Annotated in this window: 29 protein-coding genes and 2 pseudogenes; 3 read left to right on the top strand and 28 right to left on the bottom strand. The window is 41.9% G+C overall.

From position 1 onward, the window contains the following. Positions 1–58: 58 nt before the first annotated feature. The 6 genes from ACQEXT_RS14240 to ACQEXT_RS14215 are packed head-to-tail and all read right to left on the bottom strand — an operon-like array spanning position 59 to position 5,343. Entirely contained in the window at positions 59–718 is a 660-nt protein-coding gene (locus ACQEXT_RS14240) for an HAD family hydrolase (RefSeq protein WP_331418724.1), read from the bottom strand. Positions 719–720: 2 nt separating this feature from the next. After that, positions 721–1,740, bottom strand: a complete 1,020-nt coding sequence (locus ACQEXT_RS14235; RefSeq protein WP_426952649.1) for an ABC transporter ATP-binding protein — start codon at positions 1,738–1,740, stop codon at positions 721–723. After that, positions 1,740–2,525 (bottom strand): ABC transporter permease, encoded by a 786-nt coding sequence (locus ACQEXT_RS14230; protein WP_138972035.1) that lies wholly within the window; start codon positions 2,523–2,525, stop codon positions 1,740–1,742. Before ACQEXT_RS14230 ends, ACQEXT_RS14235 begins: the two co-directional genes overlap by 1 nt. Continuing rightward, a complete protein-coding gene (locus ACQEXT_RS14225; RefSeq protein WP_426952647.1) occupies positions 2,525–3,424 on the bottom strand; it encodes an ABC transporter permease in 900 nt (299 codons plus the stop codon). Before ACQEXT_RS14225 ends, ACQEXT_RS14230 begins: the two co-directional genes overlap by 1 nt. Continuing rightward, positions 3,421–4,245 (bottom strand): alkaline phosphatase family protein, encoded by an 825-nt coding sequence (locus ACQEXT_RS14220; protein WP_426952646.1) that lies wholly within the window; start codon positions 4,243–4,245, stop codon positions 3,421–3,423. Before ACQEXT_RS14220 ends, ACQEXT_RS14225 begins: the two co-directional genes overlap by 4 nt. 12 nt (positions 4,246–4,257) lie before the next feature. Beyond that, positions 4,258–5,343, bottom strand: a complete 1,086-nt coding sequence (locus tag ACQEXT_RS14215) for an ABC transporter substrate-binding protein (protein ID WP_426952644.1) — start codon at positions 5,341–5,343, stop codon at positions 4,258–4,260. A 211-nt stretch (positions 5,344–5,554) separates the two neighbouring features. On the opposite strand from ACQEXT_RS14215, the gene ACQEXT_RS14210 reads away from it, so the two are divergent. Next, positions 5,555–6,283, top strand: coding sequence for a UTRA domain-containing protein (locus ACQEXT_RS14210; protein WP_138972039.1), 729 nt, complete (start codon positions 5,555–5,557; stop codon positions 6,281–6,283). Between the two features lie 14 nt (positions 6,284–6,297). Here the strand turns inward: ACQEXT_RS14210 and ACQEXT_RS14205 are convergent. The 12 genes and pseudogenes from ACQEXT_RS14205 to ACQEXT_RS14150 form a co-directional block, all read right to left on the bottom strand. Then, a pseudogene (locus tag ACQEXT_RS14205) lies at positions 6,298–6,486 on the bottom strand (AraC family transcriptional regulator); the annotation flags it as partial. Between the two features lie 41 nt (positions 6,487–6,527). Continuing rightward, a complete protein-coding gene (locus tag ACQEXT_RS14200) occupies positions 6,528–6,896 on the bottom strand; it encodes a VOC family protein (RefSeq protein ID WP_138972040.1) in 369 nt (122 codons plus the stop codon). Between the two features lie 103 nt (positions 6,897–6,999). Next, positions 7,000–7,782 (bottom strand): hypothetical protein, encoded by a 783-nt coding sequence (locus ACQEXT_RS14195; protein ID WP_426952642.1) that lies wholly within the window; start codon positions 7,780–7,782, stop codon positions 7,000–7,002. 140 nt (positions 7,783–7,922) lie between these two features. After that, positions 7,923–8,264 (bottom strand): hypothetical protein, encoded by a 342-nt coding sequence (locus ACQEXT_RS14190; protein WP_138972042.1) that lies wholly within the window; start codon positions 8,262–8,264, stop codon positions 7,923–7,925. 472 nt (positions 8,265–8,736) lie between these two features. After that, the gene (locus ACQEXT_RS14185; protein ID WP_426952640.1) at positions 8,737–9,171 is read right to left on the bottom strand and encodes a GNAT family N-acetyltransferase; all 435 of its coding nucleotides are present in this window, start codon (positions 9,169–9,171) and stop codon (positions 8,737–8,739) included. Between the two features lie 154 nt (positions 9,172–9,325). Continuing rightward, positions 9,326–9,841 (bottom strand): GNAT family N-acetyltransferase, encoded by a 516-nt coding sequence (locus tag ACQEXT_RS14180; RefSeq protein ID WP_426952638.1) that lies wholly within the window; start codon positions 9,839–9,841, stop codon positions 9,326–9,328. Between the two features lie 168 nt (positions 9,842–10,009). Then, complete coding sequence (locus ACQEXT_RS14175) at positions 10,010–10,474, bottom strand: hypothetical protein (RefSeq protein WP_138972046.1); 465 nt, start codon at positions 10,472–10,474, stop codon at positions 10,010–10,012. Further along, on the bottom strand, positions 10,437–10,772 hold the full coding sequence (locus tag ACQEXT_RS14170) for a hypothetical protein (protein WP_426952637.1): 336 nt from the start codon (positions 10,770–10,772) through the stop codon (positions 10,437–10,439). The genes ACQEXT_RS14175 and ACQEXT_RS14170 overlap by 38 nt, the downstream gene beginning before the upstream one ends. Before the next feature lie 253 nt (positions 10,773–11,025). Beyond that, the gene (locus tag ACQEXT_RS14165; RefSeq protein WP_331428539.1) at positions 11,026–11,433 is read right to left on the bottom strand and encodes a VOC family protein; all 408 of its coding nucleotides are present in this window, start codon (positions 11,431–11,433) and stop codon (positions 11,026–11,028) included. Positions 11,434–11,536: 103 nt separating this feature from the next. Then, complete coding sequence (locus tag ACQEXT_RS14160; protein WP_426952635.1) at positions 11,537–11,971, bottom strand: bleomycin resistance protein; 435 nt, start codon at positions 11,969–11,971, stop codon at positions 11,537–11,539. A gap of 46 nt (positions 11,972–12,017) precedes the next feature. Beyond that, a complete protein-coding gene (locus tag ACQEXT_RS14155; protein WP_426952633.1) occupies positions 12,018–12,938 on the bottom strand; it encodes an alpha/beta hydrolase in 921 nt (306 codons plus the stop codon). A gap of 223 nt (positions 12,939–13,161) precedes the next feature. After that, positions 13,162–13,425 (bottom strand): hypothetical protein, encoded by a 264-nt coding sequence (locus tag ACQEXT_RS14150; RefSeq protein WP_331418222.1) that lies wholly within the window; start codon positions 13,423–13,425, stop codon positions 13,162–13,164. An 87-nt stretch (positions 13,426–13,512) separates the two neighbouring features. Here ACQEXT_RS14150 and ACQEXT_RS14145 point away from each other — a divergent pair. Further along, positions 13,513–13,653: pseudogene (locus tag ACQEXT_RS14145) on the top strand (IS110 family transposase); the annotation flags it as partial. Between the two features lie 18 nt (positions 13,654–13,671). On the opposite strand, the gene ACQEXT_RS14140 reads toward ACQEXT_RS14145, so the two are convergent. From ACQEXT_RS14140 to ACQEXT_RS14110, 7 genes are all read right to left on the bottom strand, one after another. After that, positions 13,672–14,268, bottom strand: a complete 597-nt coding sequence (locus tag ACQEXT_RS14140; RefSeq protein ID WP_061058642.1) for a DJ-1/PfpI family protein — start codon at positions 14,266–14,268, stop codon at positions 13,672–13,674. A 119-nt stretch (positions 14,269–14,387) separates the two neighbouring features. Beyond that, entirely contained in the window at positions 14,388–14,768 is a 381-nt protein-coding gene (locus ACQEXT_RS14135; RefSeq protein WP_025818922.1) for a nuclear transport factor 2 family protein, read from the bottom strand. Between the two features lie 134 nt (positions 14,769–14,902). Further along, entirely contained in the window at positions 14,903–15,286 is a 384-nt protein-coding gene (locus ACQEXT_RS14130) for a hypothetical protein (protein WP_426952631.1), read from the bottom strand. 199 nt (positions 15,287–15,485) lie between these two features. Next, a complete protein-coding gene (locus tag ACQEXT_RS14125) occupies positions 15,486–16,103 on the bottom strand; it encodes an HAD family hydrolase (protein WP_426952629.1) in 618 nt (205 codons plus the stop codon). A 147-nt stretch (positions 16,104–16,250) separates the two neighbouring features. Beyond that, on the bottom strand, positions 16,251–16,631 hold the full coding sequence (locus ACQEXT_RS14120; RefSeq protein ID WP_426952627.1) for a hypothetical protein: 381 nt from the start codon (positions 16,629–16,631) through the stop codon (positions 16,251–16,253). Positions 16,632–16,772: 141 nt separating this feature from the next. Next, positions 16,773–17,264, bottom strand: coding sequence for a hypothetical protein (locus ACQEXT_RS14115; RefSeq protein ID WP_426952626.1), 492 nt, complete (start codon positions 17,262–17,264; stop codon positions 16,773–16,775). A 116-nt stretch (positions 17,265–17,380) separates the two neighbouring features. Beyond that, on the bottom strand, positions 17,381–18,454 hold the full coding sequence (locus ACQEXT_RS14110; protein ID WP_426952624.1) for a DUF6602 domain-containing protein: 1,074 nt from the start codon (positions 18,452–18,454) through the stop codon (positions 17,381–17,383). Positions 18,455–18,726: 272 nt separating this feature from the next. Here ACQEXT_RS14110 and ACQEXT_RS14105 point away from each other — a divergent pair, with 272 nt between their 5' ends. Beyond that, on the top strand, positions 18,727–19,551 hold the full coding sequence (locus tag ACQEXT_RS14105) for an integron integrase (RefSeq protein WP_426952623.1): 825 nt from the start codon (positions 18,727–18,729) through the stop codon (positions 19,549–19,551). A gap of 6 nt (positions 19,552–19,557) precedes the next feature. On the opposite strand, the gene rplT is transcribed toward ACQEXT_RS14105, so the two are convergent. The 3 genes from rplT to infC all read right to left on the bottom strand — a co-directional run bounded on the left by rplT (position 19,558) and on the right by infC (position 20,803). Then, entirely contained in the window at positions 19,558–19,911 is a 354-nt protein-coding gene (gene rplT, locus ACQEXT_RS14100) for a 50S ribosomal protein L20 (RefSeq protein WP_004401084.1), read from the bottom strand. 41 nt (positions 19,912–19,952) lie between these two features. Next, positions 19,953–20,147 carry a 50S ribosomal protein L35 gene (rpmI, locus tag ACQEXT_RS14095; RefSeq protein WP_005377932.1) on the bottom strand — a complete coding sequence of 65 codons (195 nt, stop codon included), beginning with the start codon at positions 20,145–20,147 and terminating at the stop codon, positions 19,953–19,955. Positions 20,148–20,251: 104 nt separating this feature from the next. Then, a complete protein-coding gene (gene infC, locus ACQEXT_RS14090) occupies positions 20,252–20,803 on the bottom strand; it encodes a translation initiation factor IF-3 (RefSeq protein WP_269375890.1) in 552 nt (183 codons plus the stop codon).

Genomic DNA, 20,803 nt, shown 5'->3' with positions numbered 1-20,803 from the left:
TTTAACGCTTACTCTTTATCCAAGCTGCCCACCACCGACCAACTGAACAACATCACGGCTAAGTCCAGTTCAGCACTTGCCAATCCATAGAGCTTGCACGGGCTCTCAAACGTGGACATGGGTTGACCAAATAAGCGTGATCCGCGTATTCACATAGCGGCAAATCGTTGATCGAGTCAGTATAGAAGTGAATGTTGGAGTAAGTCTCGGGTTGTGAATCCAACCATTGTTTTAATCGGATTACCTTACCCTCGCGATAGCTTGGAACACCTCTAATCTCGGTAGTATAGCGTCCGCCATCTTCAACGAGATCAATACCCAACGCCACATCAATTCCCAAGCGTCGCCCAACCGCTTGCACAAGAAATGTTACGCTGGCAGAGATGATTACCATCTGAATACCTTGTTCGTTAAGTTGATCAATTAAAACTTTGGACTGTTTAAATTGCTTGGTGAGGATATGGCGCTCTACGCACTCTTCCACCAGCACATTCACTTGCTCTATGGGTATATCAACCAAAGGAGAGATGGAAAACTTGAGGTAATCCTCCATATCCATTTTCCCTTGAGCATAAAGAGCCATTAATCTCTGATCCTGCTCGATAAAATCGGGGCTGGTCGCGATACCTTTCTCAACCATAAACTCGTTCCAGATCATTGCACAATCAGCATTGATCAAGGTTTCATCCATATCAAATACATACAACGGCTTTGACATCATTACGCTCTCACAGGTTGAATTTCATTGAGATTAAACAAGAGTTCTAATTGGCTACCGTTGGCCAGTAAACGCTCAGATGAGCGATTGAGGAGATCAACGGTAAGCTCACACTGGTCGACCTCGACCTGATAGCGAATCACATTTCCCAACAATTGATGGTTTTTTATTATCGCCTTTTGCGGGGCAGATACATGGCTGCCATATTTGCGCCCCTGCTCTTTGACATAGATGGATTCAGGACGTATCGCTACCTTCCAATCGGTCTCGATATTGAACAGTTGCTTCGCTTTCATTGCTTCAACCAAATTATAATGCCCCATAAAACTTGCCACAAACTCGTTGGCTGGATGAGTATAAATCTCTTCCGGAGAACCAGCCTGAACAATTTCGCCTTTATTCATTAGGAAAATGCGGTCTGACATGATCATCGCTTCTTCCTGATCATGAGTGACAAAAATTGTCGTTAAATTCATCTCTTTTTGAATATCACGGATCTGTTGACGGAGGTGCTTACGTATCTTGGCATCCAGTGCGGAAAGAGGCTCATCAAGGAGTAAGATACGCGGCTTAACCACTAACGCCCTAGCAAGAGCGACTCGTTGACGTTGCCCTCCTGAGAGCTGATGTGGATAGTGTTTCTCTTTACCCTTGAGATCAACCAGTTCGATTACCCTAGCGACTTGGCGTTGAATCTCTTGCTTTGCCAGTTTTTTCATCTGCAAACCAAAACCTATATTGCCTTCCACAGTCATATTAGGAAACAACGCATAGGACTGAAACACCATACCAATGCCCCGCTGCTGAGGTAACTGGTGAGTAATCTCCTCACCATCTACCCAAATCTCTCCCCCATCCACAGGATTCAATCCTGCCAGGCTACGAAGCAAGGTCGATTTACCGCAACCACTGGGGCCAAGCAGCGTAATAAATTCACCTTGCTTAATAGTGAATTCAATCTCTTCGAATACGGTATTATCCGCAAAGCGTTTGGTCAGGTTATTTGCGACTACATAACTCATTATTTGACTCCTCGGCTAAAGCGACTCGCCAGCCAAGTCAGGATAAAAATAAACAGGAAATAGGTCATCACCAGCGCACTGGTAAAGTGGCCGCTGGTCTGACGCATGTTATAAAGGTAAATCTGTAGCGTTTCGTAACGCGTACCAACCAAGATATTGGCGAATACAAACTCGCCCAATAAAAATGAAAAGGAAAGAAACAGCGATGCCATCAATCCTTTTTTCAAGTTTGGCAGAATAATTAGCAGAAACGCTTTGGCGGTGCTCGCCCCGAGAAGATGCGCAGCGTCCATCAAATCATGCAGATTGATTGCCTCGAAGCTATTAGCAATAGCACGATACATAAATGGCAACGCTATAGTGAAGTAAGTGCCGATTAGAATCCAAGGTGTGCCAACAAGAGAAATTTCACTGTCTGCATAAAGCTGAAGCAATCCCACAGACGAAACCACTGGTGGTACCGCAAAGGGTAATAAGATCATGATATTCATAACCTTATCTAGTTTCGGAAAGTAATAAAAAACCACAAATATCGCGGGTAGAATCAACACCACGCTCAAAAAAAGTGATGCGATACAAATGAACAACGAGCGTCCAAATGCCTGCAAAAATCGTGGGTCACTCAGTAAGTTGAGATACCAGTCTAGCGTAAAGCCATCAGGCAAAATGGTCGCGCCCCAGCGGGATGACACCGAATAGACGAATGTTGCCAAAATCGGTATCAGCATAATGCCCACAATGGAATACACTACCGTTTTGTGGAATCGAGTATTAACGTTATGCATCACGACTTCCTACCCGCATAGCTTTTTGCAATAAGCCATTGATTGATCATGGTGATCAGAGCAAGCAAGGCCATTAAAATCACAGAAATGGCAGCCGCTAAGTTCGGTTCAAGGAACAAGTCACCCGATACTAAGCTGGCAATACGAATGGTGATCACGTTGTAATTGCCCGAAGTCAATGCGTATACACTGGCATAGGCGCCAATCGCATTGGCAATCAGAATGATGAAGGTGCCAAGCAGTGCCGGAGAAAGCACTGGTAACGCAATTCTTGCCCAATACTGGTCTGTACGAGCTCCTAGGAGTGCAGCGGCGGCTTGCCAGTCATCACTGAGCGCGTCAAAAGCGGGATACAGCAACAAAACAGCCAGAGGGATCTGAAAATAAACATATATGGCCAGCAAACCCCACTTACCATACAGATCGAAATCACCTAATAAGCCATACTGCTTCAGCAGCAAGGTCAATGCACCGTTGGTACCTAAGATGATGATAAACGCGAATGACAAAGGCACACCCGAAAAGTTACTGCTCATATTGGTAAACGCAATAACACTATCTCGAATTTTCCCTTCAACACGGCGTAGCGAAGATACCAGCAAGGTTGCAATCGCTAAGCCGACAACGCTCGACCAAACAGCTAACCAAAGACTGTTATTAAAAGCCTGGATCATAAAAGCTGAATCTAGCACTTCAATATAGTTATCAAATGCAAATTCGCCATCATAAATAAAGCTGTTGATCAGCACCCAAACCATAGGAGCCAACTGAAAGAGATAGAAAAATAGCGCAAAAGGCGCCAGCCACAATGCGGGTTTGATACGCCCAACCCATCGATGCCAATGTGGCTTCGCTGAACTTGACTCTTGTGTACGAGTCGATAAAACAGAACTGCTCATAATGCTAACAATTCCTGAGAATAAGGCTTAGTGTGCTCGAGATTGAGCAATTGGCAAATCATGCCACAGAGCTCTGTTTGCTTAATTTGCCCTTCTTGATGGGTGAATTTATCCCCGATCAAAAACAGCGGTACTTGGCGTTCTTGTGGCAAGATTCCCCCGTGTGACCGATCGTCGTTCATACCATGGTCACTGGTGACGATGACTTGATAACCGTCTGCTAGCCATTGCTCAATATAGTTAGACAAAATAATGTCTGCGTGACGTGCACAATTACGGTACTGGCTAGAATCCAAACCATATTTATGACCCATATCATCAATGTTCATCGGATGAACCAGCAAAAAATCTGGCCTATACGCTCGGCGCAAATGTTCCGCATCAAGAAAGAGAGCTTCATCAGGATAGTGATCCCAGTGGTAAAAGCAGCCGTGCTGAATATTCATCGCTTCATCATGTGTAAAACGATCTCTCACTGGTTCATAAGGGGCTCGGTTATAGAGCTCGCTTATCCAATGATACGCTGCGGCAGCTGTCACCTTGCCTTGCGATTTCGCGAGGCTAAAAATCGACTCATGGTTCGACAAACGCACTACATTGTTATTCACAATGCCACTGTCAACGGGGCGCACTCCAGTCAATATACATTCGTAAAGTGGACGTGATAATGAAGGCAGCTCGCAAAGGACGGGATACAATGTTGCACACATTCGCGAGCCTGCGTGGTGTTGTTCTAGAAGGCCATTGAGGTAGCCCATACAGTCACGGGCTACCTGATAATTCAGTCCATCTAGAACAACAAGGATAACCTTATTGTTCATAGTGACGGACTCTTATTGTTGGTGAATTAACACACTTTCCTGCCATTGACGTGGCAATTTACGCGCAGATTTTTCCCAAGCATTGAAATCCTTTACGGGATGCACATTGCTGTATTGGTCATTAGAAATCAGCTTATCTTGAACTGACTTAGGCAATACTACGTTAGAGCGAATTGGACGAGCATAACCTTGAGCTAGGTTGATCTGCCCTTGGTCACTGAAGATATACTCGCGAGCCAGCTTAGCCGCATTCGGATTTTTAGCGAATTTGTTGATGATGGTGGTGTATCCCGAAATGACAGAACCATCTTGAGGAATGTTAACGGTGAAGCGTTGACGATCAATCTTGTCACGGTAGTTAAGCGCATTGAAGTCCCACAAAATCGCCACTTCAACTTCACCTTTCTCTAGGTTAGCGATACTTGGATCTGTGAACGATAAGCGCCCTTGTTTTGCTAATTCAGCAAAGAATTTCAGTGCGGGTTCTAAGTTAGATTCATCGCCGCCATTGGCAAATGCTGCTGCAAGAACGGCATTGTTTGCCTGTGCTGCAACACCCACATCTCCGACAGTCACCTTGTAGTCCCCTTTCAACAGGTCATCCCAAGATTTCGGAGCGTTTTTGACGAGATTATTGTTAGAGATAAATGAGATGGTGCCAGTGTAAGCCAGTGCCCAATGACCCTCTTTATCTTTCGCCCAATCAGGAATATCGCTCCAGGTTGTCGGTTTATAAGCTTGAGTCACGCCCTTCTTCAGTGCGACACGTGCAAAAGCAAAACCAACATCGCCTATATCAGCGGTTGCATTTTTCTTCTCTGCTTCAAACTTAGCGATCTCTTGCGCCGAGCTCATATCCGTATCTTGATGTTTCAAACCGTAGTTTGATTTCAGGTCTACCCATGTGTCTTTCCAGTTTGCCCAACTATCTGGCATTCCCACACTGTACACCGCGCCTTCTTTTTGTGCGGCTTGGATCAGTGATTCGAGATCCGCCTGTTTTGCTATGGCTGGCATCGAGAGTGATACTGCAATGAGAGCAGCAGGTACCATTTTCTTGGCAGAAATAGCCGTTGAACGACTTAGCAAAGTTTTCATTGTCTCCATCCTTCTGGACTAGGTCAGTAAGTTCAAAATTTATCCTAGGCAGTAAATGTGACGATTTGGCGCAACTATTTTGACAGTTTGAATGAATTTCTATGGCAGATATATGTCATTTGGGCGCAATTTGATCAATTAACGTATGTCATAATTCTGTTATCTGTCCGACTTACATTATCTCTAGCTCAACACATGGACTAGATCAGCAATGAGAACAACAGTGGCCCCTCCATTAGGAACCCAACTAGCAAGAATTAAAACTAACATAAGAGAGCAAATCGAGTCTGGAGTCCTATCTGAAGGCCAAAAATTACCCTCTGAAAGAGAACTTAGCGAGTTATTCTCAACCACGCGCATTACCATCAAAGATGCATTGATCGCACTCGAAACGGAAGGGCGAATCTATCGCGAAGAACGCCGTGGTTGGTATGTCTCTCCTCAACGAATTCGCTATAACCCTCTGTGCCGATCTCATTTTCATCAAATGATTCGCGACCAAAACCGTATTGCAGAAACCAGACTGGTGAATGTACGAAGTGAAATGGCGGCAGGTGAATATGCTCAAGCTCTAGAGGTCAACACAATCACACCAATTCATATCATCGAAAGACTGAGATGCATTGATGGACGAGCAGTGCTATTTGTCGAGAACGTTTTAAAAGCGTCTTTATTTGAAGGCATATTAAGCGAAAACCTGACTATGTCGTTGACGGGCATTTATCGTGATAAGTTCGGCTATGAGACTTTGCGCTCACGCTTTGACGTCATTCCCACCTCAGCTCAAGCACATGTTGCCAAGGCCCTCAATCTAGCAGAAGGCCAACCCGTACTAAAAATCTGTCGCGTGAACTACAAGCAAGACGGACAACTAATGGACTGCGAGCTAGAGTACTGGCGACCAGACGCCATGATGATCTGCATCGATAGTGTCGAGTGAACGCGGCACTGACTCTATTGGTAGACGCTCACTACGGACATGCAGTGGGTAACGGTTTGCTCCTTTTCACCGACGGGCGCAACATAGTGAATGGCACTCTCAACGGCTTCTCGGCCTCCAAGTTTGCCAATCACCCAAGCCGCCAAGTACTGTGAAGACAAACAGCCTCCAGCTGTCGCAATGTTGCCTTGCGCATAAAAAGGCGGCAGCCATAGCACAACGAACAAAGAAGATGTGGATTCAGTTAGATAAATACCGCTTCCAGTTTGTTTCCATCAAGGTCACGCACAAATGCAGCGTAGTAAGTCTCACCGTATTCGGGACGCAAATTCGGTTTGCCTGCACACGAACCTCCTAGCGCCAACGCGCTAGCGTAAAATCGATCAACCGCCTCTCGACTTGGCGCATTAAAAGCAATATGAGTTCCATTCCCGGCAGACGCACCCTCTTTGCATGGACAACCGACCCAAAACTCAAAATGCTCACCATAAGCCGCTGCTACATTTTCGATGTAATGAGAGCGTTTAATAGACAAAGTAGAAAGCAGTGAATCATAAAAAGCGACAGACGAGGTCACATTCGAAACACCCACTGAGACATGGTTTAGAATCAATTTAAATTCCCTTTTTAAATACATTACGCAAACAGTTAAACCAATTAAAATGAAAGTGACCAAACGTTGCGAATCATTCTTAAATTTATTGTTAGCTATGTTGTTAGTTAGACATGTATCTTTTTGCAAAATCACGAAGAACCTTTGCATTATTGGCCGTAAGCTCATCGCCGCAAACTTGGCCATCTACACTTATGTCTGGACTTGAATATGCCGGAATTATATCTTTTTCATAAGACATGACTGTTCCTCGACTTGAGCAAGTAGCACCAAAGCTATACCTCTTATTTTTGTTTGGAAACGTATAGTTAACAAAAGAGTCCACATCAAACTTCGGACTATACTCAAGTACTGTTTTCATATCATGATTTGCACCGCTTAAATGCCCAATTTCGTGCTCCATTGCACTATCGTAACAATTTAGTCCAATTACGAAGTAGTTAGATGTCGCCGATGCGACCCCACACCATTGGGACTTAAAACTGTCAGCCGCATTTGAAAACAAAATTGCTTTGAAAATAGGAACGCCAGAGCTGTTAGTTTCTGGGATTTCAGATTTAGAATGATAATTCACAAGGCTCTTGGCAGCATCAACGTCTTGGAACAAAGAGCTATCTATGTTTGAAGTATATTCTACTTTTGTGACTTTTCTTTCTATTGGGATGCATGAGTTCTCTAGCGTAAGATTTGAATAGTTCACCCAAGTATTAATTTTAGAATTGACGAACTTTTCTGAATACTCATTAAGCACACTTTTATCTATATAAAAGTAAATTTCCGTTTCCAATTTAGGAGAGTTAGGGCAATCAGGGAGCTTAAGCCCTACTGCGAAAACATAGGCACATTGTACTGACAAGAAAATACTGAATATTTGTACTGCTTTCATTACTACCTCAAGAATAGCTAACGCCATGTTAAGGGGTGAGCAACGCAATACCGAAGCCGCTGCATACCACCTTAATCACTAAAACCAGCGCATAGTGAAAATGCCAAACGTTGCGAATCATTCTTAAACGCGTTGTATGTTTATCTTATACTTTCGTATATCTCATTGGCGATAAATGGCTGTTTAATCTCTTTTTGCAGAGTGTTTAGTTCTGGGATACCAACGCCTTTTGGAGGCTCTTGCTTGAACTCATGCAAACCAACATACTGATTAAAAAACAGTTGTATGTCATCAGATTGCTTTGCCAATGACATTTCAACGTTATTGACCTCTTCGCTAATGCACGAATTGAAAGCATACTGCGCTAGATAACTAAGTACTTGTTTTTGCTTGTTTTCAGTTAGACTTCGTAACCATTGAGACTCAGGGAACGAATGTAAACCATTTTTAGCTTTCTCAAAACAGGCTTCTTTTTTAGCCATTAACTGACTATATGGCTGAGTTAAACTTGGAGGCGAAGCCGTACAACCAACCAATGATATAAAAGCAATGCTACAGAGCAGCTTCACTGACACACTTCCAAAACTTTTGTTCTTCACCATAAGTAAACAGCTCTTCTTGTTGAGCAAGATAGTAAACTTGCTTTCTCAATACAGGATTAATAGATGCCATCGCATGTTCGAGCAGAGAGTTTCAGTCCTTTAACGGAACAGTAGTCTTTTAAAGACATATGAACTCCAAACTAACAAATGTGAAGGCAGTTTAAACCAATAAAAGCCAACACATTGAGAAACTTGGTGCACACTGAATAGAAGTCACAGTATGTCGATAAACATAACGCCAAATTAAGGTGTGAACAAAGCCAACGCCTTACCTAAGGCATTGTGCCATAAACACTAAATTTGAAGTAAAAGCAAAAATACCAAGCGTTGAGAATCCCTCTTAAATTTATTGTTATAAGCGTGGTTTGAGCATGTACACGAACTGTTCGTCCTGCCCTGTAACCTCAAAGCCAAACCTTTTGTAAAGTTGCCCTACTCGGTTTCCTTGTAAGTAGCAAAGCTTTATCGGTAACAACTTTTGTGCAGCAAGCTCAATGACCGCTTTTAATACTTGGCTACCAATTCCTTTACCCTGATATTCTGGTAATAGGAAAAAACGACCAAAGTACAGATACTCAGAATGGCACTGCACCAAGTAACTGCCTACTGCGACTCCATCGACTTCGATTATGGTTGGCTTTTCTTCGCCCCACTCATTGTGATGAATTTCTCTTTGAACACTTTCGTCCCAACCAAATACAGCTTTGATTGGTTCAAATTCTGCTGATTTCTTAAGTTCGAATAGGAACTCATAGTCACTATTTTCAGCTTTACGGGTTTCGTACACCTAACTCTCCAAACCTACAACTACGGATAGATAATAACGCCAAATTAAGGTGTGAACAACGCAAGCCACCTTACTTAAACCATTGTGCCATAAACACTAAAATTGAAGTAAAAGCAAAAATGCCGAGCGTTGTGAATCACTCTTAAATTGATTGTTATGATTGCGGCCGAGAAATCGTATATTCATAGAAAACTACACTACTCTCATTAGCAGGTTGCCCTATAAAACCCAGCTTCTTGAGTAGCTTCGCTGAAGCAATATTAGATTGGTCAACACCGCCTATGAGTTTTAACCATGATTCGGATTTCTCGACTTCATTGATGAAGCCTTGAAGTAATTCACTAGCTAATCCTCGTCCCCAGTATTCTTCAGCAAGCAAATAACCGATATGAGCAGACTCATCATTTTCCAAATAAGCGAACAGGAAGCCTATTAGATTGTGCTCCTCGGTTTCCACTTGAAGTAAGCGGCTCTCTGACAACATTCGCTCAAGCCAGATTGTGGCTTGTTCACTAGAACCTATCTCGTGGAAATATGGAGGAAGATTTTCTACAACTGCTGGCGTGAGGAGTTGAGGAATTCGCTCTAGCAAATATGAGTGTTTAGACAAATCAAGTCCACCAGCAACTTCTACTACTGTCAGCCTCTGACTTTCGAATGATATTGCCATACAACCTCCCCATTTCGATAAAAATCATAACGCCAAATTAAGGTGTGAACAACGCCTCCGCCCAAACCTAAAGCATTGTTCCATAAACACTAAAACTGAAGTAGAAGCAAAAAAGTACCAAGCGTTGTGAATCCCTCATAAATTGCTTGTTATGTTCCCGGTCACTGATTACCTTAAAAGACCTAGAGACTCACCTAACTTAATTGAGTCAAACGGCATTCCATATAGTGACTGAATCTTTTGAATTTCCTTTAGATCAAGGCCATCAATGTATTGTGCATGATTTGGGAGCTCTGTTACTCCCATAGCATCAAATAGTGATTTTTGCTCTTGAGACAACTGACTTTCAGAGTCTTTCAAAGCCTCTCTTTCAGTTTTTGAGCAATTATCTCTATTGTCTATAGATAGATACAACACGACTCTTTTCTGATCTTCTTCATTCAGTGAGACAAACCAAGGAGTCATTGGAAAACTCTCTGAGTTTTCTAGTTCAATAACTTTGCATTCCTCAATTTTATTTGCATAGTCTTCGAACCTTTCTTCGAATGATGCGGCACAGCCAGAAACAGAGAAAATCGATAATGCCAAAAATAATTTATAGTGCAGCACGACTAACGCACCTCCAAAATTCACCTTCTTCTCCTTGTGTCATCCACGTCATAGGTTCAGCTATATCTCGAATCCGTTTTTTCGTAATAGCACCGCTAGCTTGAGCCAGTTTACCAAACTCTACCCAATCATATGCAGCTATGTCGATCAATTGATTAGCGGCATTCTTACGGCCTAAAAAAATGTCTAAAATGAGAACCGCTGATAAAGATAGGGTAAATAACCGACTACTTTCTATAATACTTTGAATTTGTTTTACGGAATCCCGACTTCGACTAGATAACTTTAAGTTATTAATAGAACAGTAACCAAGCTCTGCCATATGAACCTCACGAAAGTGTAATTCTTCTAAAGCAGACTAATTGCTCGCCAATCAAATGACAAAACGACCAATTAAAATATGCAGAAAGATCACTATATTATCGGATTTTCAAAGGACACATAACGCCAAATTAAGGCGTGAACAACGCTAAACACCTAACTCAAACCATTGCACCTTAAACACTAAAGCCGAGTCTAAACTGAGATCGCCAAGGGTTGTAAGTCACTCTTAAATGCTTGTATGGGAAATTCTGTTAAAGAACATCCTGACAAAACCTAAACAAGTACCCATCTGGCGATTGCACAATGAACTGCTTTTGTATAACAGACTTGGTACCACATTCATACGATTTAGATTCAAGCATTAGATAAATCGAGTCATTAGATTTCGAGCAAACTTCACTATATAAGCTTTCAATATCGTTAACGTCCCACTGAAAGTTCACACCACAGCCCAGTGGAAACTCGGGTTTACCAGTAAGCCACTTTCGGCTTTTACTCGATAGACCTTCTAGCATTAAATCGACACCATCTAGTGTCAAATATACAAACTGTTCTTCTGGTCTTTCATATTTGACGGAAAAACCGAGAATATCTGTGAAAAAAACTTTGCTCACATTTATATCGATACAGTACAGCTCTGGAACTACTCGTAATGTCATTATTTTTCCTATTCACATGACGCCGCATTGAGGTGTGAGCGGCTTGGCTATACTTGAGCGAAGCGAAACTGCCAAGCGTTGCGAATTACTCTTAAATGCCTTGCTATAACGCAGTTTTAGCCTTAGGTTTTTCACCTAAGTACTGCGAAAACCTTAACAAATAACCGTCGGGATCTTGGACAAGGAACTCCTTTTGTCCAGACAAACACTCACCCACGTCGTACCAAGTTTCTTTTAGTTCTCTGAAGAGTTTAATATTAGAAGCCTTAACTCGTTCATACACTGGTGCAATATCAGAAAGCTCAATCTGAAAATTCACACCCCTTCCAAGTGGCCAAACCAACTCATCTGTCACCCATGCTTCATCGTGGATTTGCTCCAACATAATTTGAATTTGCTCAAGCTCTAGGTAAACAAAATCTGGCTCTTTTCTCTGATTTCTAATTTTGAAGCCAATGATTTCACAATAAAAATATATAGAGTTAGTAAAGTTAGATACCGACAACTCAGGCACCATCGGGTTCCAATATTCTTCCATTTCAATCCTTAATATATGGCGTACTCAAATGGGTTGTAACGCCTTGTTATATCTGGTTTTTTATTTGGTTTGCAATTGCCGTGATACAACGCTTTGCTGAATTACACACGCCAGATAACTGAAAGAAACCATGAATGACACCTAAATAATGGTCTAGGTAAACGTCAACTCCTTGTGCAAGCATCAATTTGTATAGTTGCTCGCCCTCATCGCATAATGGGTCAAACTCTGCTGTGATAATAGTAGTGATAGGCAAACCACTAAAGTCACCGTTTAAAAGGTTAAGCTCTGGTTCATTAATTTCTTGACCGCTGCAGTTCGCGTACAGCTCGAAACCAGAAAGAAGCATATCTGCCGTTATAATGTAATCTGAACCGTTTTCTCTGTAGCTCTGCGTACTACCTTTTGGATCCAACATTGGATAAATAAGAATCTGCTGACGAGGTAACCACTGTTCTAGCTTCTTTAGCCTAAGCGTCGTAGCCAAAGCTAACTGCCCACCTGCGCTATCACCTATAAATACCAAATGCTCTGAATCACCACCATACTTATGCGCTTGATCCTTAATACCAAGTACAGCTTGGTATACATCGTCATGTGCTGCTGGATAAGTATATTCCGGCGCCAGTCTGTATTGAATGCAAACCACTATAGCGTTGGACTGAAGAGCAATTTGTCTTAGCTGAACATCATGTGTTTCAAAACCACCACTGATGAAACAACCGCCATGAAAATAGACCGCGATAGGTAAGTTCGCTTCACTTGTGGGCTTGTAAATCTTAACTGGAATACCATTAAGTACATCTAAGTATTCACTTTCAATTTTAGGACTCTCGCCTGCTAGTGCGGTGCTACCGATATAACCAGCACGGCGTTCAGCGATTGTTTGTGCTGAAGGGCAAGGTTTACCATTAGATTGAAATTCTTCGACTAGCTCTCTGATGCCAGCTTCTAGGTGGTTGGTCATTTTATAACTCTATAACGAAAAGATCGCAGAATAATATACCAACGCAGATTCATGTATATACATACAGTTAAGATGTGTGATGTAAATGAGATATAACGCCAAATTAAGCTATGAACAACGCTGACACTTTACCTAAAGCATTGTGCTATAGCCACTAAACTTGTTTAAAGTGAGGGCGCCAAGCGTTGTGAATCACTCTTAAATTTATCGTTATGTTCCGCCTTCAAAGTTTGTCACATTCCTTTTTATCCTTGAGCAAATTTGTAAAGGCTGTTGCCTCTGTGCGCTCAAAGTCCTGATATGCTTCAAACATGTCTCCATCTTTATATCCTAGGAAACAAAGAGCTCCTTGAATAACTGCTGTGAAAAAGGAAATAACTAAAACCAGAAAAGGAATTACGCCAAATAAGTCTAGAGCTAGAAAAACCGAAGATATCGCCATAGCGGCAAAGGAAACAACAACTTTGACTTTACTTGTAAGTGCCATAACCACTCCTTATGAATGACCACCGCACATAATATAGACATCTAATTGCACATAATGTCAGACAAATCACACTAGGCACATAACATTCCATACCGACAAAGTGAGAAGAACGATGCGAACGACGCCGAAGCGATATGCGAGGCTGTTTCAAGACCGAAAACCCGTTTTGTTTCGGTAAAAAGTGAAGAGCAACAAGCCGTACTTTGCTTGCATCGAATTCGTCACAGTCGCTTGTATGGGAAATTTTTATAGATATGCACCTACTACTGACATACAGTGCTGAACAGTGCTTTCTTTTTCACCGACTGGCGCGACATAATGAATTGCCGATTCAGCGTCAGCCCTACCCGATAACTTGCTAATTACCCACGCAGCCAAGTACTTTGATGACAAACAACCACCTGCTGTCGCTAGATTACCTTTAGCATAAAAGGGCTGTTCTAAAACAGTGATTCCTGATTCGACAACCCAAGGTTTCGTTGTTAAATCGGTGCAAGCTGGCATTTGATGCAGTAGACCAAGTACTGACATGAGCAACGTACCTGAACATTGCCCACCAATTAACTGGGTTTTAGGGTCAAGCTTTAGCCGTGAAAGTATATCTCGGTCTTGTGCAATATCGCGCGTTAGTACGCCGCTACCAAATAAGACGACGTTGGCATGATTCGCAAACTCAAGAGGTTGTTGAGATTGGATTGTAACTCCGTTCATTGAAGTAACGTATTGAGATGGACTCGTTATTTGCACATTCCAACCAGCGTCTTTCATTCGGTTCAGAATGCCCGCAGCTATAAATGAATCCAGTTCATTAAATCCGTCAAAAGTTAGTACAGCAATGTCCATATTTACTCCTATTTGCCTAACGCCGCATTAAGGTGTGAGCGGCGCTTGGCTATACTTGAGCGAAGCGAAACTGCCAAGCGTTGCGAATCACTCTTAAATGCTTTGTATGGGTGCGTAGCTTATTCATGTACGACCTTTACCCATTTTGAGCGCCATTCTTGTGCTTCCATAGGATCAGGCCAAAATTCTTTTTGCTTGATGATTAAACCGTTTTCAACGGTATGAAAAGTAATAGCGCGGGCTTTTTGAACACTATCTGTAATCGATACATCAGTTACGACCGTTGCACCGTCACAGACTACCGAATGAACTTCAAACTCCCAAACACCATTTGCAGGGTAATAAGAATTGATAGCTGTGAAATTTTCCCTACCCACTGTAAGTTCATTTGATTGAGGCCAAAAGCCTTCGAAATTAGGACTAAGCCACTCACTAGCTTTGGCAAAGTCATTAGTTTTCATCGCATCCCAAAAAGCTAGGACAACTTCCTTTGAATTCATTATTTCCTCCAAGCACCTAACGCCAAATTAAGGTGTGAACAACGCAACCACCTTACCTAAAGCATTGTGCCATAAATACTAAACTGACTTAAAGTGACGGCGCCAAGCGTTGTGAATCACTCTTAAATTGCTTGTTATGTGCATCTGGCCAGCATGAACTGCCAATCTTGTTCAGAAACCCAAGACTCAAAGACCTTCACTCTGTGATAACCTTTTTGAGTCAAAGACGTAACGCGAATATAAGGTCGACCTACTATTGATTTCTGATGCCTTAAGGCAGCAGGTATACCAAATAAGTAGACTTCTTGAGCGTCCACTGTCAGATTGCTATCACACTTACGTTTAGTAGAAATGTACTGAATAATAGCACCAACAAGCACGAAGCCATAAGCAATTAGGCTTTGCTCCATAGAAAAAGCAAAGTCCATTATCAGTAAGATGGACGCACCGCCAAAGGCGGACGATAGGCTGAAAGAAAGCGCTCGGGAATGAGCGATAAACTTGATTTTACGCATCATGGAACCTCCTTCTCTCATTGTTCACGAAAACTAGAGAATGAAAGTGAGATTCAATAAACAATGCGAGTTTATTCACAGTAAATCATGCACATAACGCCGCATTAAGGTGTGAGCGGCGCTTGCCTATACTTTGAGCGAAGCGAAAACGGCAAGCGTTGCGAATCACTCTTGAATGCTTTGTTATGTGAATTTTTTGCCATCAGCACTGAACTCCCAAAGACTTTAAAGCTTGCTCACATTGAGAGGCACTTTCGAACTTAATAGATTTTATACCAACTGATTCTGCGCCTTCCACATTATATGGCATATCATCAATGAAGACGGTTTCTGAAGCATTTAAACCGTACTGGGAAAGAAGCAATTCGTAAATTTCAGGTTGTGGCTTCAATAGACCAACCTCAGCTGAAACTATTGCGCCTTCAAATAGGTCCCAAAATGTATAAAACGCTTTTAAGTGAGACACAATTTCATGGACGTTATCAGTTAATGCAAAGACGTGATATCCGGCAGATTTACAGCGTCTAATGAGTTCGACAGAGCCATAAATCAAAATCTGAGTTTGCTTTACGTAGTAAAACAGGCGCTCACATTCTAATTCAGTTAAACCTAGCTCCTTGCGATACTGAGATTTAGCACCGTTTTCAGATAGCAGCCCTTTATTCAAGTCTAACCAAATATCAGACTGAAATATCGATTTCGCTTTCTCTTCTAGGGAAGGGCTATCGCCAAAAGTAAGCCGAGTTATCTCTAAAGGAGCCCAACGCACAACAACATTACCGATGTCGAAAACTACATTTTTGATGTTTTCAGAACTCATTATTTACTCCTTTCACATAACGCCAAATTAAGGTGTGAACAACGCAACCACCTTACCTAAACCATTGTGCCATAAACACTAAACTGGCTTGAAGTGAAAGCGCCAAGCGTTGTGAATCACTCTTAAATTTATTGTTATGTAATAATTCTAATTGGCAGTATTTCTGATTACACCTAGTTGCTTGTGCCTAATAGGTGTTAAGCCATGAGGAAAGTCTATATCTGAAGACATACCTAGAATAACAACTTGATCTTCGATCTCATGGTAGTGAGTCGTTGCCTTTAACTTGAATGTGTAGGTATTGTTAGTCCCATTAAATGCAAACTCACTATCACAGTACATCTGTACTTCAAACTCCAGTTCTTCGCCATTAGACAGGACCACATAAAATCGAGTTTGGGTTAAATAGTCGCTCGGAAAGTGCCAACCGCCACAATCTATAAATACCACTGTTTGACAATGAAGCACCATCCGATCACGTTGATTTCGATAGGCTCGGATATCACAATTACTGAACGAAACTTCCAAATTGCCCCCTATTACATAACGCCAAATTAAGGTGTGAACAACGCTTACACCTTAGCTAAAGCATTGTGCCATAAACACTAAACTTGCTTGAAGTGAAAGCGCCGAGCGTTGTGAATCACTCTTAAATTTATTGTTATGCAATTATGAGAGCTGTTCGATCGCTTCTTTAATTAATGAAGCCAATTCCTTATACTTTCTTGCTGCATAGGCTTTCTGTTCAGGATTTCTAAACTGAACAAACTGGTCATTAATAATATTTAGTTCACTCAGGAGCTCCATTGTTGATGGGAGCTCTTCAATTGCCAAATAAACTTTAATAATACTTTCAGCGTGTTCTTCATCAAGCAACCCAAGTTGATTAAGTAGTTGCTGATATACATCATTAAACACAACTAAAGGTAGATAACCGTCACCCTCGTAATTAAAAGGACGCTCAAGTTGAATTGCTCGTGCTTCAAATGTACCAAGATTCACCCTTAACTCAGCTTTTAAGGCCGCCAATATTGTGAGCTTATTGTGGGCGATACGCTCTCTTTCTTGTCTTCTAGCAAAGTAGCCATTTGCGATAAGAGAAAGAATAACCCCAACGAAGCCAATCAAACCAGCTACCAATGTTTGGTAGTGAAAAATCACCTATATACTCCTATATTCCCGAATTGCATAACGCCGCATTAAGGTGTGAGCGACGCTTGGCTATACTTGAGCGAAGCGAAACTGCCAAGCGTTGCGAATCACTCTTAAATGCTTTGTTAGCCGTCTGTTGGAGCTGTTATATCGAAAATAATTTTACTCGATTCCTGCGACGTTTGAAAACTATAGCTAGCGCTATCACAGTCATAGTGTAAACCATTTTCATTGAAGTCCTGACAACTTAAATTACCCCACATATCCTCATAACATATTGCGTACACTTTTGATTCATGAGTTGCAGAGCTTAATAAATACTGACCGAAGTTACCTTTAGATAAAGTGTTTGATATTCCCGAAAGAAAACCTAACTCTACTTCGTTATTACAGGCTTCGACGCCCACCCATTTGTGGATTTTAAAAGTGATCTCGCTAAGTTTATGACCATTAATTACCAAGTCTTTATCATCTATGCTTGATATGTGGTCATTCATTATAATTAAACTATGAATAGCTAAAGCGAATTGAGACCGGCTCATCATAGACAATGCATCATCATTTTTCATTAGCGCTCTCATTGCTTCAGCAGCACCGTTCAAATCCATACCGCCAGACGCTTTGGTTGAAGCTAGAAAATCAGAAACTTTTGCATAGTCTTTAAGGTAGTGCGTCGTTACACTTTTAAAGTAGTAACTCTTATTTGAGGTGCACAATACACTTACTGAAGGGTTGATAAAAAAGTCAGGATCATACTTTTTGAGCCTACTAAGCTCGCTTCCTTTTATATCACTTGAGAAACCAAACAATACTGTGGGTGCGTAACCACCGATCTCTCTGAACTTCCTGAACTTTTCAATTGTAGTTTTTACTTCGGTCGCATTTAATGTACTTTTTACTTCAAAGTTATACTTTACAGCTTCTACAGGAACAAACGTTAGATCGTTTTTCATGTAGAGTGGTAATATTTCATTATCGTATATCAGAATGTCCGTTTCATGTGATTGCTCACCTTTTGAGTTTTCAATAATGCCCTTTGTAACCTGATACCTTTGGGGAATCACATCCTTTATTAAACTAGCCAGTTCAATCTCGTTAAAGCCACCTTTAACACCTTGATGCTCAATGTCTTGATTAACCTCGAATTCATTTTTTAAACTAGCTATCTTCGCACTGAATTTCCTAGATATTATACTCATATTCCAATACTCGTTGAGGTTACAATAATTTGAATTGACGGCTAACGCTTATTAGCAGGCAAAGTGCACTACTAATCGGTTTATACGTTGCATGCTTAATCGCTCACTATTTCAAAATACTATCACATAAAAGTATGAAACTAATGGATTAATTGGTTGAGCTTGTGTCGGCTACTTCGCAATTAGGCGGCAAAGTGTCGACTAATTATTGAAACAGTGCGAATAGAAGAGGACTGTACATAATATCAGTCGAATCACTGTCGGGGTCTAGGTTGAAAAGTCAGTTTTTGCTTAGCGTAAAAGAGCACATGTATGCTCGCCATTATTCGGCCAAAACCATCGAGGCCTACTTACTGTGGATCACAAAATACATCGTCTTTAACGGCAAGGTTCATCCCTCAAAGTTAAATGAACAGCACGTAGAAGACTTTTTAACCTACCTCGCGGTCGAGAAAAACGTCGCCGCTAAAACACAGGCATTGGCACTCAATGCTGTCTGTTTCCTCTATCGTGACTATTTTCGAACTCCCCTTTCTGTCGAGATGAAGTTCCAAAAATCTTCGCTAGATCGAAAACTCCCCATTGTTCTCACAAAGCAGGAAGTTCGTCGCTTCTTTAACCAACTAGACCCACGCTATCGACTGCCCATTATGCTGCACTATGGGTCTGGTTTACGTGTAATGGAGTGCGTCCGCCTGCGGGTCCAAGATATCGATTTCGATTACAAGGCTCTACGCGTCTGGCAAGGGAAAGGAGGCAAAAATCGCATCGTCACTTTGGCCGTTGAAGCCATTCCACTGCTAAGAGAGCAGCAAAGCCTCGCATTGCGATATTACAAAAAAGACATTCACTCGGCGGGTTATGCTGGTGTGCACATTAGCCCTTCCCTACAAAGAAAGTTCCCGCAGGCAGAGTTAGATTTTAATTGGCACTTTTTATTCCCTTCTCATCGCTTAACAGCCGATCCTTACTCCGGAGAGCTGCGGAGACATCATATTAATGCAACGTCGATACAGAGAGCCGTAAAGCGCACGGCAATAGAAGCGGGCATAAAAAAGGAGAGCCTAAGCTCCCCTTTTCTTAATCCTAATCACTAACTCTAATTAAAGAGCAGCTTTCGCCTTTTCAACTAGAACTGCAAATGCAGCTTTGTCGAATACCGCGATGTCAGCAAGGATCTTACGGTCGATCTCGATAGATGCTTTCTTAAGACCGTTGATGAAACGGCTGTAAGATAGACCATTTTGACGAGATGCAGCGTTGATACGTGCAATCCATAGTTGACGGAATTGACGTTTCTTGTTGCGACGGTCACGGTAAGCGTATTGACCAGCTTTAGTAACTGCTTGGAAAGCTACGCGGTAAACACGTGAACGTGCACCATAGTAACCTTTAGCTTGTTTTAGAACTTTCTTATGACGTGCACGAGCTTGTACACCACGTTTTACGCGAGGCATTATGCTTCTCCTAAACTAAACGATTAATAAACTAAAAAGAATTATGCGTATGGTAGCATACGAATTACTGCAGCCACTTCACACTTAGGAAGGATTGCATTTGGACGTAGCTGACGCTTGTTCTTAGTAGTACGCTTAGTCAGGATGTGACGTTTTGTAGCGTGCTTGTACTTAATACCACCAGCAGTTTTCTTAAAACGCTTAGCAGCACCTTTGTTGGTTTTCATCTTAGGCATGATGAATAACTCCGCATTGTTGAGTTGTATAAACAATAGTAATTAGGGCGAACAAACCCCGCCGTTTTAACAACGGCAGGGTTAATTACTTGCAAAGCCGTTAATTACTTCTTCTTAGGGGCAAGAACCATGATCATTTGACGACCTTCGATCTTCTTAGGGAAAGATTCTACTAAAGCGATTTCAGCAGTGTCTTCCTTCAGACGATTTAGAACGTCAACACCGATCTCTTGGTGTGCCATTTCTCGGCCACGGAAGCGAATTGTTACCTTCACTTTGTTGCCTTCTTCAAGGAAACGCGTCAGGTTGCGTAGTTTTACCTGATAGTCTCCAATATCAGTTCCAGGACGGAATTTTACTTCCTTAATCTGAACCTGTTTTTGCTTTTTCTTCTGCTCTTTAGCAGATTTGCTCTTCTCAAAGAGGAATTTACCGTAGTCCATTACACGACATACTGGTGGCTCAGCGTTTGGACTGATTTCTACCAGATCCATGCCTGCTTCTTCAGCTGCTGCTACTGCTTCTTGAATAGAAACGACACCAACTGATTCGCCATCAGCGCCAGTTAAACGAACTTCACGAACGCCACGAATTTCACCGTTTAAACGATGAGCATTTTGTTTGGCCGGTACTTGGCCGCGTCTTCCGCCTTTAAT

This window comes from Vibrio sp. TRT 29B02, assembly GCF_050113655.1.
GTDB lineage: Bacteria > Pseudomonadota > Gammaproteobacteria > Enterobacterales > Vibrionaceae > Vibrio.
The sequence above is the reverse complement of the archived record's forward strand: the minus strand, read 5'-3'. Positions and strand labels throughout refer to the sequence as shown.

Bases quoted from the DNA above. Each gene is read 5' to 3' on its own strand.
- ACQEXT_RS14240 (WP_331418724.1), bottom strand. From the start codon at position 718: ATGTCAAAGCCGTTGTATGTATTTGATATGGATGAAACCTTGATCAAT.
- ACQEXT_RS14235 (WP_426952649.1), bottom strand. From the start codon at position 1,740: ATGAGTTATGTAGTCGCAAATAACCTGACCAAACGCTTTGCGGATAAT.
- ACQEXT_RS14230 (WP_138972035.1), bottom strand. From the start codon at position 2,525: ATGCATAACGTTAATACTCGATTCCACAAAACGGTAGTGTATTCCATT.
- ACQEXT_RS14225 (WP_426952647.1), bottom strand. From the start codon at position 3,424: ATGAGCAGTTCTGTTTTATCGACTCGTACACAAGAGTCAAGTTCAGCG.
- ACQEXT_RS14220 (WP_426952646.1), bottom strand. From the start codon at position 4,245: ATGAACAATAAGGTTATCCTTGTTGTTCTAGATGGACTGAATTATCAG.
- ACQEXT_RS14215 (WP_426952644.1), bottom strand. From the start codon at position 5,343: ATGAAAACTTTGCTAAGTCGTTCAACGGCTATTTCTGCCAAGAAAATG.
- ACQEXT_RS14210 (WP_138972039.1), top strand. From the start codon at position 5,555: ATGAGAACAACAGTGGCCCCTCCATTAGGAACCCAACTAGCAAGAATT.
- ACQEXT_RS14195 (WP_426952642.1), bottom strand. From the start codon at position 7,782: ATGAAAGCAGTACAAATATTCAGTATTTTCTTGTCAGTACAATGTGCC.
- ACQEXT_RS14190 (WP_138972042.1), bottom strand. From the start codon at position 8,264: ATGGCTAAAAAAGAAGCCTGTTTTGAGAAAGCTAAAAATGGTTTACAT.
- ACQEXT_RS14180 (WP_426952638.1), bottom strand. From the start codon at position 9,841: ATGGCAATATCATTCGAAAGTCAGAGGCTGACAGTAGTAGAAGTTGCT.
- ACQEXT_RS14170 (WP_426952637.1), bottom strand. From the start codon at position 10,772: ATGGCAGAGCTTGGTTACTGTTCTATTAATAACTTAAAGTTATCTAGT.
- ACQEXT_RS14165 (WP_331428539.1), bottom strand. From the start codon at position 11,433: ATGACATTACGAGTAGTTCCAGAGCTGTACTGTATCGATATAAATGTG.
- ACQEXT_RS14160 (WP_426952635.1), bottom strand. From the start codon at position 11,971: ATGGAAGAATATTGGAACCCGATGGTGCCTGAGTTGTCGGTATCTAAC.
- ACQEXT_RS14155 (WP_426952633.1), bottom strand. From the start codon at position 12,938: ATGACCAACCACCTAGAAGCTGGCATCAGAGAGCTAGTCGAAGAATTT.
- ACQEXT_RS14150 (WP_331418222.1), bottom strand. From the start codon at position 13,425: ATGGCACTTACAAGTAAAGTCAAAGTTGTTGTTTCCTTTGCCGCTATG.
- ACQEXT_RS14140 (WP_061058642.1), bottom strand. From the start codon at position 14,268: ATGGACATTGCTGTACTAACTTTTGACGGATTTAATGAACTGGATTCA.
- ACQEXT_RS14135 (WP_025818922.1), bottom strand. From the start codon at position 14,768: ATGAATTCAAAGGAAGTTGTCCTAGCTTTTTGGGATGCGATGAAAACT.
- ACQEXT_RS14130 (WP_426952631.1), bottom strand. From the start codon at position 15,286: ATGATGCGTAAAATCAAGTTTATCGCTCATTCCCGAGCGCTTTCTTTC.
- ACQEXT_RS14125 (WP_426952629.1), bottom strand. From the start codon at position 16,103: ATGAGTTCTGAAAACATCAAAAATGTAGTTTTCGACATCGGTAATGTT.
- ACQEXT_RS14110 (WP_426952624.1), bottom strand. From the start codon at position 18,454: ATGAGTATAATATCTAGGAAATTCAGTGCGAAGATAGCTAGTTTAAAA.
- rplT (WP_004401084.1), bottom strand. From the start codon at position 19,911: ATGCCTCGCGTAAAACGTGGTGTACAAGCTCGTGCACGTCATAAGAAA.
- rpmI (WP_005377932.1), bottom strand. From the start codon at position 20,147: ATGCCTAAGATGAAAACCAACAAAGGTGCTGCTAAGCGTTTTAAGAAA.